This window comes from Streptomyces sp. NBC_00224 (assembly GCF_041435195.1).
Lineage (GTDB): Bacteria > Actinomycetota > Actinomycetes > Streptomycetales > Streptomycetaceae > Streptomyces.
The window spans coordinates 7988438-8004292 of sequence record NZ_CP108106.1; the positions used below are offsets into that span (position 1 = coordinate 7988438).

Annotated in this window: 17 protein-coding genes; 7 read left to right on the plus strand and 10 right to left on the minus strand. The window is 71.9% G+C overall.

Annotation, left to right across the window (positions count from 1 at the left end; all coding sequences use genetic code 11):
* Positions 1 to 89 precede the first annotated feature (89 nt).
* The 5 genes from OG965_RS35695 (at position 90) to OG965_RS35715 (ending at position 6439) form a co-directional block, all read left to right on the plus strand.
* Positions 90 to 1721 (plus strand): amidohydrolase family protein, encoded by a 1632-nt coding sequence (locus OG965_RS35695; protein WP_371656206.1) that lies wholly within the window; start codon positions 90 to 92, stop codon positions 1719 to 1721.
* A gap of 48 nt (positions 1722 to 1769) precedes the next feature.
* Positions 1770 to 2651 carry a hypothetical protein gene (locus tag OG965_RS35700; RefSeq protein WP_371656207.1) on the plus strand — a complete coding sequence of 294 codons (882 nt, stop codon included), beginning with the start codon at positions 1770 to 1772 and terminating at the stop codon, positions 2649 to 2651.
* A 38-nt stretch (positions 2652 to 2689) separates the two neighbouring features.
* Positions 2690 to 2947 (plus strand): hypothetical protein, encoded by a 258-nt coding sequence (locus tag OG965_RS35705; RefSeq protein ID WP_371656208.1) that lies wholly within the window; start codon positions 2690 to 2692, stop codon positions 2945 to 2947.
* Positions 2948 to 3036: 89 nt separating this feature from the next.
* Positions 3037 to 5961 (plus strand): hypothetical protein, encoded by a 2925-nt coding sequence (locus OG965_RS35710; protein ID WP_371656209.1) that lies wholly within the window; start codon positions 3037 to 3039, stop codon positions 5959 to 5961.
* Positions 5962 to 5992: 31 nt separating this feature from the next.
* Positions 5993 to 6439, plus strand: a complete 447-nt coding sequence (locus OG965_RS35715; RefSeq protein ID WP_371656210.1) for a hypothetical protein — start codon at positions 5993 to 5995, stop codon at positions 6437 to 6439.
* Between the two features lie 39 nt (positions 6440 to 6478).
* Here OG965_RS35715 and OG965_RS35720 read toward each other — a convergent pair whose 3' ends face one another.
* Entirely contained in the window at positions 6479 to 7090 is a 612-nt protein-coding gene (locus tag OG965_RS35720; protein ID WP_371656211.1) for a hypothetical protein, read from the minus strand.
* Between the two features lie 42 nt (positions 7091 to 7132).
* Positions 7133 to 7681, minus strand: a complete 549-nt coding sequence (locus tag OG965_RS35725) for a GNAT family N-acetyltransferase (protein WP_371656212.1) — start codon at positions 7679 to 7681, stop codon at positions 7133 to 7135.
* 97 nt (positions 7682 to 7778) lie between these two features.
* Here OG965_RS35725 and OG965_RS35730 point away from each other — a divergent pair, with 97 nt between their 5' ends.
* Complete coding sequence (locus OG965_RS35730; protein WP_371656213.1) at positions 7779 to 8561, plus strand: phosphotransferase; 783 nt, start codon at positions 7779 to 7781, stop codon at positions 8559 to 8561.
* A gap of 126 nt (positions 8562 to 8687) precedes the next feature.
* Positions 8688 to 9665 (plus strand): alpha/beta fold hydrolase, encoded by a 978-nt coding sequence (locus OG965_RS35735; RefSeq protein ID WP_371656214.1) that lies wholly within the window; start codon positions 8688 to 8690, stop codon positions 9663 to 9665.
* A 42-nt stretch (positions 9666 to 9707) separates the two neighbouring features.
* On the opposite strand, the gene OG965_RS35740 is transcribed toward OG965_RS35735, so the two are convergent.
* The 8 genes from OG965_RS35740 to OG965_RS35775 all read right to left on the minus strand — a co-directional run bounded on the left by OG965_RS35740 (position 9708) and on the right by OG965_RS35775 (position 15743).
* The gene (locus OG965_RS35740) at positions 9708 to 9974 is read right to left on the minus strand and encodes a hypothetical protein (protein ID WP_371656215.1); all 267 of its coding nucleotides are present in this window, start codon (positions 9972 to 9974) and stop codon (positions 9708 to 9710) included.
* Positions 9975 to 10306: 332 nt separating this feature from the next.
* Positions 10307 to 11146: an alpha/beta fold hydrolase gene (locus OG965_RS35745; protein WP_371656216.1), complete on the minus strand. Its 840-nt coding sequence runs from the start codon at positions 11144 to 11146 to the stop codon at positions 10307 to 10309.
* Between the two features lie 13 nt (positions 11147 to 11159).
* Positions 11160 to 11813: a hypothetical protein gene (locus tag OG965_RS35750; RefSeq protein WP_371656217.1), complete on the minus strand. Its 654-nt coding sequence runs from the start codon at positions 11811 to 11813 to the stop codon at positions 11160 to 11162.
* Between the two features lie 115 nt (positions 11814 to 11928).
* On the minus strand, positions 11929 to 12117 hold the full coding sequence (locus OG965_RS35755) for a hypothetical protein (protein WP_371656218.1): 189 nt from the start codon (positions 12115 to 12117) through the stop codon (positions 11929 to 11931).
* Positions 12117 to 12539, minus strand: a complete 423-nt coding sequence (locus OG965_RS35760) for a hypothetical protein (RefSeq protein WP_371656219.1) — start codon at positions 12537 to 12539, stop codon at positions 12117 to 12119. The genes OG965_RS35755 and OG965_RS35760 overlap by 1 nt, the downstream gene beginning before the upstream one ends.
* 86 nt (positions 12540 to 12625) lie before the next feature.
* Positions 12626 to 14089: a sensor histidine kinase gene (locus OG965_RS35765; protein ID WP_371656220.1), complete on the minus strand. Its 1464-nt coding sequence runs from the start codon at positions 14087 to 14089 to the stop codon at positions 12626 to 12628.
* A complete protein-coding gene (locus OG965_RS35770; RefSeq protein WP_371656221.1) occupies positions 14086 to 14781 on the minus strand; it encodes a response regulator transcription factor in 696 nt (231 codons plus the stop codon). Before OG965_RS35770 ends, OG965_RS35765 begins: the two co-directional genes overlap by 4 nt.
* An 80-nt stretch (positions 14782 to 14861) precedes the next feature.
* Positions 14862 to 15743 (minus strand): GNAT family N-acetyltransferase, encoded by an 882-nt coding sequence (locus OG965_RS35775; protein ID WP_371656222.1) that lies wholly within the window; start codon positions 15741 to 15743, stop codon positions 14862 to 14864.
* Positions 15744 to 15855 lie beyond the last annotated feature (112 nt).

A 15855-nucleotide genomic window follows, 5' to 3' on the forward strand; every position in this document is an offset into this window, starting at 1 on the left:
GACATTACGGCATGTTGTCTATTAAGTGATGTTCATCCGATATGCGGTGTTCATCTGTGCCTCTCGGGGGTGGCGGAAGGGATGACCGCATGTCGCCTGGAGCAGATGCCCCGGATACCGGCCGTTTCGCCCTGCGCGGCCGGATCGTCACCCTCGACGCGCCGGGCACCGTGATCGAGGACGGCACCCTCTATGTGGCCGGCGCACTCATCGAGGCGGTGCTCCCGGCCACCGCACCCGCCCCGCCGGGCTTCGAAGCGGTGGTGCCCGTGGACACCCGGGGCTCGGTCTACCCGGGGCTGATCGAGCTGCACAACCACCTGCCGTACGACGTGCTGCCGCTGTGGCAGGTGCCGAAGAAGTACGGCAACCGCTCGCAGTGGGGCGGCAGCGGCAACCCCGCCTACCGCACCCTGGTCACCGGGCCGATGAAGGTGCTCGGCCAGGACCCCCGCCTGATGCCCGCCGTCGTGCGGTACGTCGAGGCCAAGGCCCTGGTCAACGGCACCACCACCAGCCAGGGCATCGCCCTGTTCAGCAACGCGGGCGCCCGCCGTATGTACCGGGGCATCGTCCGCAACGTCGAGCAGACCGACACACCGGACCTGCCCGAGGCGGCCTCGCGCATCGCCGATGTGGAGGCGAGCGACGCCGAGAAGTTCCTGGCCCGGCTCAAGCAGCCGCACCGGCTGCTCCTCCATCTGGCGGAGGGCACCGACGCGGCCGCCCGAGCGCACTTCCAGGCTCTCCAGTTCAAGCCCGGTACATGGGCGATCACCGAGAACCTGGTGGGCATCCACTGCACCGGCCTGACGGCCGACGACTTCACCGTCTTCGCCGCACACGGCGGCTCCATGGTGTGGTCGCCGCTCTCCAACCTCCTGCTGTACGGAAAGACCGCGGACATCGCCGCCGCCAAAGCGGCCGGTGTGCTGATGGGGCTGGGCTCGGACTGGTCGGTGTCGGGGAGCAAGGGGCTGCTCGGCGAGCTCAAGGCCGCCCGGCTGGCCTCCACCGCCGCCGGATCGGTCTTCAGTGACCACGAGCTGGTCGCCATGGCCACCCGGGACGCGGCCCGGATCCTGCGCTGGGACACGGCCCTGGGTTCGCTGAGCGCGGGAATGCGCGCGGACCTCATCGTCGTCGACGGCGCCGACGGCGACCCGTACACCTCGCTCATCGACGCCCGCGACAAGGACATCCGGCTGGTCGCCATCGACGGTGTCGCCCGCTACGGGTCCCGTCGGCTCATGCACGCCCTGGACCCGGGCGAAACCCTGGAGCAGGCCCCCGGTATGTCGGCGGATCACGTACTGCATCTGCACGACGGCACGGCCGACACCATCGTGGCCGGGCTGACCATCGGCGACGCCACCGACCGGCTCACCGACGCGCTGGCCGACCTCCCGGCCCTCGCCGCCGCCCCCGTCCCGTCGATCACCGCGTCGCCCGACGGGAGTGTGCGGTGGCAGTTGGCCCTGGACGAGATCGAGCCCACCGGCGCCGAGCTGCGCCCCCGCCTGCCCCTGCTGAGCGCGAGCGGCGCGACGCACCTGTCCGGGCCCGGCATCGGCGTGCTCACCGCCGCACCGGTGGTGCTCGAACCGGTGGTGCTCGACGCTCTGACCGCCTCCGGCGACCGCACCTTCCTGGACACCCTGGCCGACGAGGCGAACCTGCCCGCCGAGTACGCCGACGCGCTGTCCCGCCTGCTGACCTGACCACCCCGTCCCCGTGGAAACCCGTTTCCGGTAGGCAAGGAGCCCCGCATGCTGGTCACCCAGCTCGCCCTCGTGTCCGAGACCGATGAGATCACCTCCTCACAGCTCACCCGGGTGGCCGCCGCCCTCCAGAAGCAGGCCATCCGGGACTTCACGCCGCTGTGGCGGATCCCCGCGTCCGTCGACGCCTTCGACAGCCTCCACGACGTGCCCGTCGGCTACTGGCCGATGATCGTCCGCGACGACATCGGTGAACCAGGGGCGGCCGGTATCCACCTGGACAAGAACGGTCAGCCGTTCTCCCTGATCCAGTACAGCGACAGCTGGTCGCTGACCGCCAGCCACGAAATGCTGGAGATGCTCGCCGACCCCTTCGGCAGCCGGGTGGTGGCGGGGCAGTCGCCGAAGAAGGACCAGGGAGTGGTGGAGTTCCTCGTCGAGGTCGCCGACCCGTCCGAGGCGCCCGAGAACGGCTACACCATCAACGGACTGCTCGTGTCGGACTTCTTCACCCCGCACTTCTACGACCCCGTCACCGCTCCCGGTGTGCGCTACAGCTTCACCGGCAAGCTCGACGGCCCGCGCAAGATCATCGAAGGCGGATACCTGAGCTGGCGCGAACCGGTCAGCGACCACTGGTGGCAGCAGATCTGGTTCGATACGAAGAAGCCCACCTTCCGCGACCTGGGCAAGCTGACCGCCCGTGCCGGCAGCCTCCGCTCCGCCATCGACGCGCATACGAGGACGAACGCCCGGATCGCCGCCAGCGGCCCGGCGTCCGACCGCTTCACCGCCGCGAGGACACTCACCGCCGCCGTCAAGGAGACCACCGCCTCCCGCGCCGACCTCTGGCGCGGCCAGATCGACGAGCTGAGGACCGGGCAGGTCATCGAGGGGACGTGGCAGGGCGGCAAGCACGACAATGGATAGCACTCCGCGTACCGGCCCGCCCGGCAAGGAGGGTTGAGATGGCCGACAAGGACAAGCGCCGCCCGTCCGGTGCGCACGAGGGCGACACGTCCGGCCAGGACGCGACCGGCCGAGAGGCCTCGGAGGACGGCCCGGCAGGGACCCCGGTGGAAGCGACCCGCCCGACACCGCCGGCACCCGGCCAGGAGAGCCTGCGCGAGGCCCTCCACCGCCGTATGCGCGAACTGGACGACCGCAGCGCCGAAGAGTCCGTCCCGGACGGCGAACTCGGACCGCAGGACGAACCTCCGGACTGACCCGCGCGCAGCGCCACGGTCCTCCACCACCGGGGGACCGTGGACCACCGAGACGCCGCGCACCACGACCGACCTCACGAGGTGACCCGATGCCTCACTCCTCGCCGCCGTCCCCGACGGCTGCCCGTCCCGCCCAGCCTGTCACGGCCAAGCGGGGGTTCCTGCGGGCCTGGGCAGCGCTCGTACCGGCGGCGCTCGGCATCGCCTACTTCCTGTGGCGCGCCCCGGACGTCGACATCGCCCGGCTCCAGCTCGCCGGTACGGCCACGGCGGCCGAGCAGGTGTACGACGGGCACGCCCCGGCTTTCCGGGAAGCGCTGGTGGCCCACATGGTGTGGGTCGCCTGCGGCAGCGCGACGCTGCTGCTCGTGTTCCTGATCGGGCACCACGCGTACTCCGGGCTGCGCGGCCGTCAGGTCTCCCACTGGGCGATGATCGCCACGTTCGCCGGTGCCGTGTTCGGGCTGGTCGAAAACGGTCTGCTCGTCGGCGCGTTGAGGGTGCACGGCCGCGTCGATGACTGGCCGTTCGCCACGGCGGCGGCGCTGGAGACCGTCAAGTGGCCGCTGCTGGGCGCCTCCACGGTCGTCGGCGCGATGGTGTGGGCCACCACGGTCTCCCGCTCGGGCAGGGGGACGTGGAAGGAGGTCGCGAGCGGGCGCGAGCAACCCGCGAACGCGGACGCCGACCACTCCACATCGGACGACGAGGCGCCCACCCCGTCGCCCCACCACGAACACCCCGCCTCCACCCCCCAGGTGGTTCCTCCGTGGCCCGTCGCGGAGGCCGACGGGCGGGTCTGGCCGACCGGGGTCGCCCATCCGCACACCGAGCCCGGCATCACCTCGGCGCACTGGCGCTACCAGAGCACGACGGCCCCCGGCCGACAGCACGCGAAGCTGGGCTTCTGCGTCTCCGGGGGCGGCATCCGCTCGGCCACCGTCACCCTCGGAGCCCTCCAGGCGCTGCGCCGGTCGCTGCGCGAGGCCCGGTACCTGGTCTCCGTCTCCGGCGGCGGTTACACCGTCGGCGCGATGCAACTCGCCCTGAACGACACCCTCACGTCCAAGGACGTGTTCGCCCCCGGCTCGCCCGAGGAGGACCATCTGCGGCGGCACTCCAAGTACGTCGCCGACGGCACCGGACAGTGGATGGTCGCCCTCGGGGTGCTGCTGCGCGGTCTGCTCGCGTCCCTGTTCCTGCTGGCCGCCGCCACCGGCACCATCGGGCTGGTGCTGAGCTGGGCGTACCACGAGGTACCGGTGACCGATCTGACCCACCTCGCCAAGCCCGGCATCCGCTTCTGCGCCCACTGCACCGCCACGCCACCGCGCCCGTCGTTCCGCGACCCGGCGGTGTGGACGGTCGCGTACGCGCTCGTCGCCGCCGCCGGGATCTGGCTGCTGTGGCTCGGCGTGTACGTCTGGGACCGCGCCGACCAGGTGGCCCGCTGGCTGGCGCGGGCCTTCCAGGCGTTCGTGGTGCTGACGCTCGCGCTGACCGCGGTGGTGGTCGTGCTCCCGCTGCTCGCCTGGTCGGCGGTCTACCTCCAGACCCGGCACCAGATCAGCCGCCCCGACGCCACGGTGGGTGCGGGCCTGACGGTACTGGTCACCTATCTCGCGGCGCTGGTGGGCACCTTGTGGCGGCGGCGCCAGACCGTGCGCTCGGGGCTGTCCAAGGTGATGGAGGTCGTGCGGGGGCGGTCGGGTCTGAGCCGTGCCGTGCCCAACGGCCTGCTGCAGTATCTGATGGTGTGGCTCGTGCTGGTCGTGCTCGTGGTCGTCTTCCTGTTCATCCTCGGCTGGACGACGGCCACCGGCTGGGCCTGGCCGCTGTGGATGCAGATCTGCGTCCCGGCCGTGCTGCTGTTCATCGGCTCGCTCCTGGACCAGACGTGGATGAGCCTGCACCCCTTCTACCGCCGCCGGCTCGCCTCCGCGTTCGCCGTACGCCGGGAGATCCTGCCCGGCACACACGGTACGCAGGTGGCCCGGCCGTACAACTTCGTCACCGAGACCACCACGCTCAGCGAGTACGGCGCGCGCAAGGAGCACTTCCCCCAGGTCATCTTCGCCGGCGCGGCGAACCTCTCCGGCAGCGACCGCACACCGCCCGGCCGCCGCGCGGTCTCCTACACGCTCTCCCACGACTACGTCGGCGGACCCGATGTGGGCTACGCCTGCACCGCCTGCCTGGAGCAGCGCTCCAAGCGGCACATCGCGCGGGACCTGACCGTCCAGTCCGCCGTCGCGATCTCGGGTGCGGCCTTCGCCTCGGCCATGGGGGCCCAGGCCCGCGCCTTCCAGACGCTGTTCGCCCTCTCCAACGCCCGGTTGGGCAGTTGGCTGCCCAACCCCGGCGCCCTTTCCGAGCAGTGGAACACCCCGCGCTGGCCGTCGCCCCCGGCGCCGCTGATCCGCCGACTGCCGTATCTGCTGCGCGAGGTGTTCGGCCGCTACCCGATGGACGACCGGCTGCTGCTTGTGACCGACGGCGGCCACTACGAGAACCTCGGGCTGGTCGAGCTCCTGCGGCAGGGTGTACGGACGGCGGTCTGCATCGACGCGAGCGGTGACATCCCGCCCTTCGCCACCACCCTCGCCCAGGCGATCGCGCTCGCCCACGAGGAACTGGGCATCACCATCACCCTGCACGAGCCGACCGGCCTGGTCCCCGGCAGCAGCGACCCGCTCCAGCCCCCCAGCGTCCTCTCCGAGCTCAACGCCCGTCTGTCCCGTACTTCGGTGGTCACCGGCGACATCACCTACCCCGAGGACCTCGACATCGACGGCCACCGGGGCCGCCACGGCACCCTGATCGTGGCCCGCACCACGCTGACGAAGGACCTGCCGTACGAACTGCTCTCGTACGCGGCGGCCAACCCGGTCTTCCCGCACGACAGCACCAGCGACCAGTGGTTCGACCACCGGCAGTTCGACGCGTACCAGACCCTCGGGCGCTGTATGGGGGAGCGGGTGCAGGAACTGATCGACGGGACGGAAGCGTCCTGAGGGGGAGCGGCTCCAAGACGGGGGAACGACGATGGTGGGCACGGCCGAACAGCAGGGCGGGCGACGTGGCACTGCGTGGCCGAGGTTGCGGGCGGAACACGTGGTGGGCGTGGGCGCGCTGCTGAGCGTCGCCGCCCTCGCCGAGCGCATACCGAGATTCGTGCCCGCACGTCAGTACGTCCTGTGCCACGCCTCACCGACCCTCGACCACCTGACCCTGACGGCGCTGGCCCTGGTGCTGGCGGCCGGGGTCGCCGCCGTGGCGGGCGGCATCATGATGCAGTCCCGGCGGACTCCGGGCAGGGTCCTCCCCGTCGTCTGGCTGGTGGTCGTCGCCGCCCTGCTGATCGCGGCGGACGGAGTCGACGCCCACGGCGAGGCGTTGGCCGCGAAGCAGGCGGCGACGGGGTTCACGGAAGGCCGGTGCGACTACGTACCGCAGGACTACACCGCGACGCCGGGATGGTTCTTCTGGTGATCCAGCGGGCCGCGTGGGTTCACGCGTGAGACCGAGGGGCTATCCGTCGCGGCGGCGCTGCCCCGCGTAGAAGATGGTGGCGATGGTGAGCAGCAACAGGCCCAGCGTGATGGCCACGGTGATCTCCGTGGTGTTCTCCTGGTCCGGGCTGTCCGGCAGCCGGGGCTTGAGCAGGCCGAGCGGGTCCTTGCGGATCTCGACGCGGTCGCCGACCTCGGCCTGGCCGAAGCAGTTCTGCTGCTGGGACACCTTGTGCACGGTGTGGTCGCCGCCGGTCTCGGTGACCGTGCAGAACATGCTCGGGCCGCGCCGGTTGTGCTCGTCGACGACCTGGGTGACCACCGCGGGCACCGGGTCCCCGGCCGTCTTCATATAGGCCTCGTACATCGCGGGCCCGGCGAAGAGCATGAGCGCGAAGCAGCTGACGGAGGCGAGCGTCGCGGCCCCGGCGCGGTGCCAGAAGCCGCCGATCAGACAGGCGGCGACGGCGGTGAAGCCGAGCATGACGATCGCGCCCGCCCAGACCATGTACTGCGCGATCGCGGCGCCCAGCGCTGTGCCACCGGGTATGAGAAGCGCCCACATCGCGGAGTTGAGCGCCCTGCGACCACGGGCACCTTCCCGCGACCGCTCCACCGCTACGACACTCATGCTGCCCTGCCCCCGTCTGTACCGTCGATCAACGGGGACAGCCTAGTCAGGGTCGCATGAGGATCCCGCGCGGCTCTGGGTGCGGGTCAGTACCCGGGTCGTACTGCCGTCGTCCTCCGTGACGTCCCGGACGTGCTCGAACCCCATCTTGTCCAGTACCGCCAGTGACGCCGTGTTCGGCGCGGCCACGGTGGCGTGCACCTCGGTCAGCCCGAGGGTGTCGAAGCCGTGGGCGACGATCGCCCGCGCCACCTCCAGGCCGAGGCCGGAACCCCACGCCTCAGGGGCCAGCGCGTAGATGATCTCGTGACCGTCGACCACATCGGTCGGCTTGATCTCGGCGTGCCCGACCAGCTGCCCGTTCCGACGAACGGCCCAGACGTCGAACCGCTTCTCCGCATACACCTTCGTGAAGATCCGCCCGAACAGGGCCCGGACGTCCGCTTCGGAAGCAGGCCCGTCCCCCATCCACCGGGACACCCTGGTGTCCTGGAACAAGGCGACGAAGTTCTCCTCGTCCTCGGGGGTGTACCGCTCAAGGAGCAGACGCTCGGTACGCAGCGTGGGCGTGGAAGCCGGAGTCGAAGTCACGAGCGGCGACGCTACGCGCGCGGCTCCCGGACGCCAAACGTTTTTCACGGCGGGAAATGCCGGTGCGTCGACCTCGGCGGTGGGATACAACGAGAGCATGGAAGAACAGCGGTTGCCCGGGGGGCGGACGGTCGGAGCGGTACGCATCGGTGACGCGGTCCACCGGGCCGCCCAGCCCTGGACACCCGCTGTGCACGCGGTGCTGCGGCACCTGGAAGCCGTGGGGTTCGACGGTGCGCCCCGGGTGCTCGGCACGGACGAGCACGGCCGCGAGATCCTGACCCATCTCGCGGGCGAGACGGTCGGGGAGGAGCTTCCCTGGCCCGGCTGGGCGTACTCGGACGCCGCGTTGGTGAGTGTCGGCCGGTGGGCCCGGCGGCTGCACGACGCCACGGAGACGTTCGTGCCGCCGCCCGGCGTGCGCTGGCTGGCCGGGCAGACGTGGCGGCCCGGCCTGGTCATCGGCCACCACGACGCCGCTCCGTGGAACGCGGTGTGGCGCGACGGCGATCTGGCCGGGTTCTTCGACTGGGACACCGCGGGGCCCTCGTCGCGCGAGTTCGACCTGGCGTTCATGGCGTTGACCTGGGTGCCGCTGCACGCCCGCGAGTTCGCCCGGCGAACCGGATTCATGGACTTCGACGACCGGGCGCGGCGCCTTCACCTGTTCCTCGACGCGTACGGCTACGACGGCGACCGGTCGGCCTTCGGGGCCGTCATGGCCCGGCGGGCCCGTACCAACGCCGAAGTGATCGACCGCATGGCGGCCGACGGCGACCCGGTGTACACAGCGCTGCTTCCCATCGCGGCCGACCTGCGCCAGGCGGCCCTCGAAGTCGAAGCGCTGCCGGATTCGTTCTGGCGTGAGCCGACGGCGTAGGGCGGGAAGCTGGTCCAGCGGGCTTTGCCGGACGGGCTTTTGCCGGATCGGCAAACAGGCTCGTGCCTGCCGTGACGTCCGCTGGATGATCGGTGGTGGCCGCCCGCCCACGACCCGGGAGAACCGATGCCGCCCACCGCACCCCCCGCCCACCGTCTCGTCCCCTCGCCCGCAGGCCGCATCCACCTGGTGGAGCAGGGCACCGGGCCCCTGGTCCTGCTGGTGCACGGCTTCCCCGAGTCCTGGTACTCCTGGCGCCGCCAGCTCCCGGCGCTGGCCGCGGCCGGGTACCGCGCGGCCGCCGTCGACGTACGCGGGTACGGGCGCTCCTCCCGGCCCGACCGCGTGGACGCGTACCGGATGCTGGAGCTCGTCGAGGACAGCGTCGCCGTGGTGCGCGCGCTCGGCGAGGAGAGCGCGGTGATCGTCGGCCACGACTGGGGCGCGACCATCGCCGCGAACTCCGCCCTCGTGCGGCCCGACGTCTTCCGCGCCGTCGCCCTGCTGAGCGTCCCCTACACCCCGCCCGGCGGGCCCCGCCCGAGCGAGGTGTTCGCGCGGATGGGCGTGGACGAGGAGTTCTACGTCTCGTACTTCCAGGAGCCCGGCCGGGCCGAAGCCGAGATCGAGCCGGACGTGCGCGGCTGGCTCGCGGGCTTCTACGCCGCGTTCTCCGCCGACACGATGCCCGCACCCGGCGCGCCGGACCCGCACTTCGTCGGCCGGGGCGGCAGGTTGCGCGACCGCTTCCCCGCCGGACGGCTCCCCGGCTGGCTCGGTGCGGACGAACTCGACGTCTACGCGGGCGAGTTCGAGCGGACCGGACTGAGCGGGGCGCTCCACCGCTACCGGAACATGGACCGGGACTGGGAGGACCTCGCCGCCTTCGAGGGCGCCGCCCTCACCCAGCCGTCACTGTTCCTGGGCGGCGCCCAGGACGCCTCCACCACGTGGCTGGCCGACGCGATCGAGGCGTTCCCCGACACCCTGCCCGGACTGCGCGCCTCGCACGTCCTCGACGGCTGTGGCCACTGGATCCAGCAGGAGCGCCCCGACGAGGTCAACCGGCACTTGACCGACTGGCTCGCCACGCTGCCCGCTTGACCCCGCCCGGTCATTGCCCTGCCCGGTCATGACCCTGCCCGGTCACAGGTGGGCGGCGGTCATCGCCATGGCGAGCACGATGGTCACCAGCGCCAGGCTCATCATGGCCGTCCGGGCGGGACTCATCCGGTCGCTCTCCCACCCCGTGCCCGAGGCGCCGGCCCGCCGTAAGGCCCGCTGGTCCGCCTCGCGCAGCCGGGTGCACCATTCGCAGTCGAGTCCCGGGCGGGCTGGTGTGGACAGCCAGTAGGCCCCGGTCAGTTCGGCCCGGTGCGCGGTTTCCGGGCCCTGTGCAGCGTCCCTGTCCATGCCGGGTTCAACGCCGGAGCGCGGCCGTGGGGAATGCGTGCGTCCGGTTTCGCGATCAAATCGTTGCCACCGCGCCTGATCGAGCGTGCGTACACGGGATCGCTCTCCGCGCCTTTGTGCGCCACCGGGGGAGCGATTGTGGCTGGCGGTTCACTGTCGGCGGGCGGGGTGCGCCTGCGATGCTGGCGGCAGGTCTTCGAAGCGGCCGCGCCTGTCCGTCGGTACGGCCGCTCGCGTGCCGGGGACGCAGGGTTCCCCTCCCCGTGCGTCCTCGACACCCGGTGCCCGCTCCGCCGTCCGCGGAGCGGGCACCGATGGCTTTCCCGGAGGTGTCAGTCCAGGAACGCGCCGGTGGCCGCCACGAACCGCTCGGCGTCGTCGAGCCAGGGGAAGTGCCCGGCCCCCGGCTGAACGACCAGCTCGGCGTGCGGGAACAACTCGACCAGCTCGGCCATCGCACGCGGCGGCGAATTGAGATCGACCTCCCCGGCCAGCAGCAGGACGGGCGAGGCGAGCCGCGCGAGCGCCGCCCGCGTGGCCTCGGGATCGAACGCGCCCTCGCCCCCGAAGGCCGCCGCGGCCTCCCCGTTCTTCTGCCCGTCCTCGGCGGCCTTGTGGGCCCGGGCCGCCTCGTCCCAGCGGCCGTACCAGAACGGCGCGACGGCAGGCCACGAGTCAGCCGTCGCCTTCCCGGCGAAGATCGCCTCCAGAGCCGCGAACGCCTCCGGGAACCACGGCTCCTCCCGGCGCAGCAGCGCCGTCTCGCGCCGAACCTCACCCGCCACCGCGATGCCGAGAGCCGTCACACTCGGCGTGATCAGGGCGAGCCTGCCGACGCGCTCCGGATGACGCTCCGCGTACCGCACGGCCAGATTGGTACCGGCGGAGTGCGCGAGCAGATCCACCCGGTCGAGGCCCAGGTGCTCGCGCAGCGCCTCGACATCGTCGACGAGCCGGTCGCAGCGGTACGAGGCGGTGTCCTCCGGAACCGAGGAATCTCCGGTTCCCCGAAGGTCCAGCATGATCAGTTGCCGATGTGCGGAGAGACCACCGAGCTCGCCGAGGTACACAGAGGCCTGCATCGGTCCGCCGGGCAGGCAGATCAGCGGGGGGCCGTCCCCGAATACGTGGTAGGCAAGCTTGGTCCCGTCGTAGGTGGAGAAGGTAGGCATGGCGGAGACTCTGTCAGGGGCGCCGGGGTCGGGCAACCGGGTTCCTCGTCCACCGGCCGTCGGCGCTTGCTGTCCGGCCCGCCGCGCCGATGGTGATCTCGCCCGGGCGGTACAGGCGCTCGTGCACCTTGCCCGCGAAGTCCAGCATCTGGGCCTGTAGGGCGCCCGTGGTCTCCCTGTACCTCAGGGTGTCGGCAGGTTCCCGTGTTCCGTCCGGCTCCCCGCGCGCCAGCCACTCGTCGACGTCCTCGATGAGCGCGAGGTGGCAGGTGTAGATCGCATTGATCAGGTGCGTCACCGCTGCCTGTTCGTCCTCGGCGAGCATGAGGCGCAGCACCCACTCGGCTGCCTGCGTGTCCCGTATGCGGTCGTGCACGGCCGCTCGGTTCGCTTCGAGGTCGTCTTCGGTGCCCCGGGGTGCCTGAACGTGTTGGCGCACGATCCGCATCTGGCGCCGGACGGTGTCCACGCACAGGATCAGGTCCGCGTACGCGGCCCGCTTGCGGGCGATCGTCTCGGCCTCCTGCTGCGAGACGAGCTGCAAACGTGCCACGTTGAGCTGCCCGCGGGCGGAAACGCGGGCACTGGCCCATGTGGTGAGGGCGCCGACGATCGCACCGCTGGCGCCCAGACCCGCGCCGACGACCACCGCCCACTGTCCGTTCATAGAGCAGACGTTAAGGTGCGGCGGGGCAGTCGCAGGGGTTGTTTGCGGACCTTCGCAGGCGTTCGGTGCCGAACGACGGGCCGCCGTCGCGGACGGCCCGCTCCCTGGACGGCCCCTACTTGTCCCCCTTGGCGTCCTTGTCCGCGGCCGCCGCTGCCGACTCCGCCGCGCCGACCTTCTGCTCCATCTGCCGCTCCGTGCCCGAGGGTGAGTCCGACCGGGCGTGGGAGTGGGAGCAGCCCGTGGCGAGCGCGGCGGTCAGAGCCACCGCCGCCACGGTGTGCAGGACCGGGCGGGCACGCATCACTTCGTTCCGTTGTTGTTGGCCTTGCACCAGGCGGCCACGTCGGTGAGGTCCTTCTGGCGTTGCTGAAGGGTCGTCACCAAACCCTTTCGGTAGGTGAGTTTGTCGCTGAGGTAGGTCTCGATGGCCGTGTGGCCCTCCTTCTTCGCGTTGTCGACCCGCTGTTGCAGCCGGGCCACCGAACCCACGGTGTTCACACCGCCGTTGAGCCGGTCGAGGGAGCGGTCCAGTCGCGCCGCCACCTTGGGTGCGCGCTTGCAGACGCCCTTGGCCCCGTCGGTGGTGGGCGCCTTGGCCGTGGTGCGCGGGGTCTTGGAGGGGGTGGCGTCCGCGAAGGCGCTCGGTGCGGTGACGGTCAGTACGGCTGTCGCGGCCAGCGCGGCCGCGGCCATCCGGCGGCGCGGCGAGAAGGGTTTGTTCATGGTTGGTGCCTCCCGGTCCAGAGGTTTGGTTCCTCAGGATTGGTTCCACAGGTTTGGTTCCACAGGGTTGGTCGAACGGCCGGAGGCTAGGAAGGCTCTTTGTGGAAACTCTGTGACCGGGCCGCCGTGAGCGTCAGCCAGTCCCGCTGGAGGGGGAGTGTGCCGCTCTGAGAGGGGGCCCGCGCGGGCAGCCGTACCGTGCAGCGGGTGCCCATGTTGCCCGGCCCCTCGCCCAGTTCGACGGTCCCGCCGTGCAGCGCCGCCTGCTGGGCGGCCAGTGTGAGGCCGAGCCCGGAGCCGGTGCTGCCGGGACCCCGGTGGAAGCGCCGGAACACCTCCTGGCGGGCTTCGGGCGGGATGCCCGGGCCCCGGTCGTCCACGGTGATCAGCACATGCGCGTCCTCCCTGCGGACGGCCACGGCGATCTCGGCCCGGCCCTGTGTGTCCCTGCCGTGCGCGCATGCGTTGCCGACGAGGTTGTCGAGCAGGATCCGGATACCGGGCTCCCAGCAGTGCACCGGCGCGGGCTCCGCGTCCAGGGTGATCCGGGCGTCCGGCGCCCGCCGCCGGGCCTCGGCCACCGCCGCGTCCGCCGTCTCCGCGACGTCGAGCAAGCGGAACGCGTCCGGCTCCACCAGATCGCCGCGCCCCAGCTCCCGCAGCGCGACCAGCATGCCGAGCAGCCGCGTGTGCTCCGCCCGCAACTCGTCGACGACCGTGGCGCGTTCGGCCTCGGGCACCCCGGGAAGGGCCAGGACGTCGAGGTTGGTGCCCATGCTCATCAGGGGATTGCGCAGCTCGTGCGAGGCGGCCGCGGAGAAGGAGCGGGCGGTGTCCAGGGCCTGCGCGGTGCGGGCGGCCTGTTCGTCGTAGCGGGCCAGCACGGTCTGGAGGGTGGCGGCCAGGTCGTCGACCTCGGTGACCCGGGTCGGCCGGTGTTCGAGCCGTACCGCGCTCGTACGGGGATCGAGACCCGCCGCACGTCGGCGCAACCGGCGCAGCGGGCGGGTCGCACCGCTCGCGACGGCCCAGGCGAGCAGCGCGGAGAGCGGGGCGGCGAGCAGGGCGGCGGTGACCGTCCGCCTTCGTACGACGCCGAGTTGGGCCCGGTTCGCGGCGTCCGGCGCGAACACCCACAGGGTGCCGGACACCTGCGCCCCCTTGACCGGCAGCGCGTACGCCCGCCAGCTGCGGCCCGCGCCCCGCACGGTCGCCGGCTCCTTTCCGGCGTCCGGCAGCGGGACGGATGCGTCGGGCTGCGGTCCGCCGCTGAACGTCCCGTCGGGCCCCGTCAGCCGTACGCCCACGTCGAGTGCCGCGTTGAAGAGCTTGCGCTGCCGGTTCTCCTCGGCGGTGGGTCGGTCGTTGGCCGCGGCGCGCAGCAGCGTGCGGGCGTCGTGGGCGATCGTGGTGGCCCGGGTCCGCAGATGGCTGTCCTCCGCGCGGTGCAGATCGCGGGCGACGAGCGTGAGCAGCAGCCAGCCGCAGGCCAGGACGAGTACCGGTACGGCCACGCCCACCGCGAGGGCGATCCGGGTGGACAGTCTCACGGCCGCTCCCGCAGGACGAAACCCACCCCGCGCACGGTGTGGAGGAGACGGGGAGCACCGTCCGCCTCCAGTTTGCGGCGCAGATAGCTGACGAAGGTGTCCACCGCGTCGGTGCGTACGTCGACGTCGTACCCCCAGACCCGTTCGAGCAGTTGGTCGCGGGTGAGGACGAGGCCGGTGTTGCGGGCGAGGACTTCGAGGAGTTCGTACTCGCGCCGGGTGAGGTCGAGGAGGCGTCCGTCGCGGTGGGCGGTACGGGCCGCCGGGTCGACGACGAGACCGCAGGCCCGGACCACGTCGTGCTCGGCGGGCGGGCGGCGGCGCAGCAGCGCGTGCAGCCGCAGCACCAGCTCCTGGAGTGCGAACGGCTTGACCAGGTAGTCGTCGCCGCCCGCCTGGAGCCCGGCGATGCGGTCGGCGGTCTCGTCGAGCGCCGACAGCATCAGCACGGGCAGGTCGTGCCCGGCGCTCCGCAGGGCCGTACACACCTCGATGCCGCTCATGCCCGGCATGGAGACGTCGAGCACCAGCACATCGGGGGGCACCTGACCGACGGCGGCGAGCGCGGCCCGCCCGCCGTCGGCGGTGCGCACCCGGAAGCCGCTGAGCCGCAGCCCCCGCTCCAGCGAGCGGCGCACCGCGTCGTCATCGTCGACGACCAGAACGTCCCCGGGACGGTTCGGACCGATCATCTGCCTCACCTCACTGCACGCTGTCGCGGGTCAGTCAGGGTACGGCCGCTTGCTGTGAGCCCCGGGCCGGAAGGCTCGACCTACAGGTCGAGCTGGTACTCGTGGGCTGCGTGCGTCGGCAGATAGCCGAGGGTGTCGTTGATGTGACGCATGTGCGGGTTGTTGTCCGCGGTGTCGGTGAGCAGGCCCGCGAGGTGGGGGTGGCTTTCACGGGCCTGGTGGATGGAGGCGGCCTTCATCCAGTGGGCGAGACCGTGGCCGCGGTGTTCGGGCAGCACGGCGGTGCCGTAGTGCTGGGCGTCGCCGGTGCCGTCGCCCGGGACCACGAGTTCGGTGAATCCGACGATCGAGCCGTCCGACTCGTCGACGGCCGCGACGGTGTGCAGTGTCTCGCCGCGCTTGGCGACGGCCGCGGCCGCCGCCTTCACCCGGTCGAGGTCCCAGACCACGGTGCCGAAGTCGGTGGTGCCCATCGGCATGTCGTCCATGGCCCGGCGCGAGGCCACGAAGGTGTCGGCGAGCTCGTCGGGCACCGTCCCGTCCCAGGACGTCAGCCGGTAGCCGGGGTGCGGCGTCCCGATGGCCTTGGTGAGCGAGGGGAGGTCCGCGTCGGCCAGCGGCAGCCGGGTGTAGGTCAGGGTCAGCACCTTGCCGAAACCGCGGGCGGCGAGGAACGCGTCGCCGGGGGAGTCCGCCGGCGCCTGCGCGATCACGCTGCGCCGGCCGTCCTGGCGCGCCGCCTCGACGGCCGCTTCGAGCAGCCGCGAGCCCACGCCCGCGCGCCGCTCGGCCGGGTGGACCTGGACGTCCAGTTCGGCGAGGTGGTCCTGCCCGGGCCGGGTGAAGAGCCGCAGGAAGGCGGATCCGACGGGCGCGCCCTCGGCCCCGGACGCCAGCCAGGCGAGCCGTCGGCCGGCGGTGTTCTCGTCGGGGTCGGTCAGAGCGGTGATGCGCAGCGACAAGGTGTCTCCATGGCGAGAAGGGGGGAAGGGAGCGCGGTCGGGGGTGCGTTGCCCGGCCGCGGGCAGGGCTCGGGCGTCCACGTCGGTCGTCCCCGTCCCTGACCTCTTATTG

What these genes read in the sequence shown, in the direction of transcription:
- OG965_RS35755 (WP_371656218.1), bottom strand. Translation starts at nt 12,117, where the DNA reads ATGCGTGCCCGCCCGGTCCTGCACACCGTGGCGGCGGTGGCTCTGACC.
- OG965_RS35745 (WP_371656216.1), bottom strand. Translation starts at nt 11,146, where the DNA reads ATGCCTACCTTCTCCACCTACGACGGGACCAAGCTTGCCTACCACGTA.
- OG965_RS35735 (WP_371656214.1), top strand. Translation starts at nt 8,688, where the DNA reads ATGCCGCCCACCGCACCCCCCGCCCACCGTCTCGTCCCCTCGCCCGCA.
- OG965_RS35705 (WP_371656208.1), top strand. Translation starts at nt 2,690, where the DNA reads ATGGCCGACAAGGACAAGCGCCGCCCGTCCGGTGCGCACGAGGGCGAC.
- OG965_RS35710 (WP_371656209.1), top strand. Translation starts at nt 3,037, where the DNA reads ATGCCTCACTCCTCGCCGCCGTCCCCGACGGCTGCCCGTCCCGCCCAG.
- OG965_RS35730 (WP_371656213.1), top strand. Translation starts at nt 7,779, where the DNA reads ATGGAAGAACAGCGGTTGCCCGGGGGGCGGACGGTCGGAGCGGTACGC.
- OG965_RS35720 (WP_371656211.1), bottom strand. Translation starts at nt 7,090, where the DNA reads ATGAGTGTCGTAGCGGTGGAGCGGTCGCGGGAAGGTGCCCGTGGTCGC.
- OG965_RS35700 (WP_371656207.1), top strand. Translation starts at nt 1,770, where the DNA reads ATGCTGGTCACCCAGCTCGCCCTCGTGTCCGAGACCGATGAGATCACC.
- OG965_RS35750 (WP_371656217.1), bottom strand. Translation starts at nt 11,813, where the DNA reads ATGAACGGACAGTGGGCGGTGGTCGTCGGCGCGGGTCTGGGCGCCAGC.
- OG965_RS35760 (WP_371656219.1), bottom strand. Translation starts at nt 12,539, where the DNA reads ATGAACAAACCCTTCTCGCCGCGCCGCCGGATGGCCGCGGCCGCGCTG.
- OG965_RS35715 (WP_371656210.1), top strand. Translation starts at nt 5,993, where the DNA reads ATGGTGGGCACGGCCGAACAGCAGGGCGGGCGACGTGGCACTGCGTGG.
- OG965_RS35770 (WP_371656221.1), bottom strand. Translation starts at nt 14,781, where the DNA reads ATGATCGGTCCGAACCGTCCCGGGGACGTTCTGGTCGTCGACGATGAC.
- OG965_RS35740 (WP_371656215.1), bottom strand. Translation starts at nt 9,974, where the DNA reads ATGGACAGGGACGCTGCACAGGGCCCGGAAACCGCGCACCGGGCCGAA.
- OG965_RS35695 (WP_371656206.1), top strand. Translation starts at nt 90, where the DNA reads ATGTCGCCTGGAGCAGATGCCCCGGATACCGGCCGTTTCGCCCTGCGC.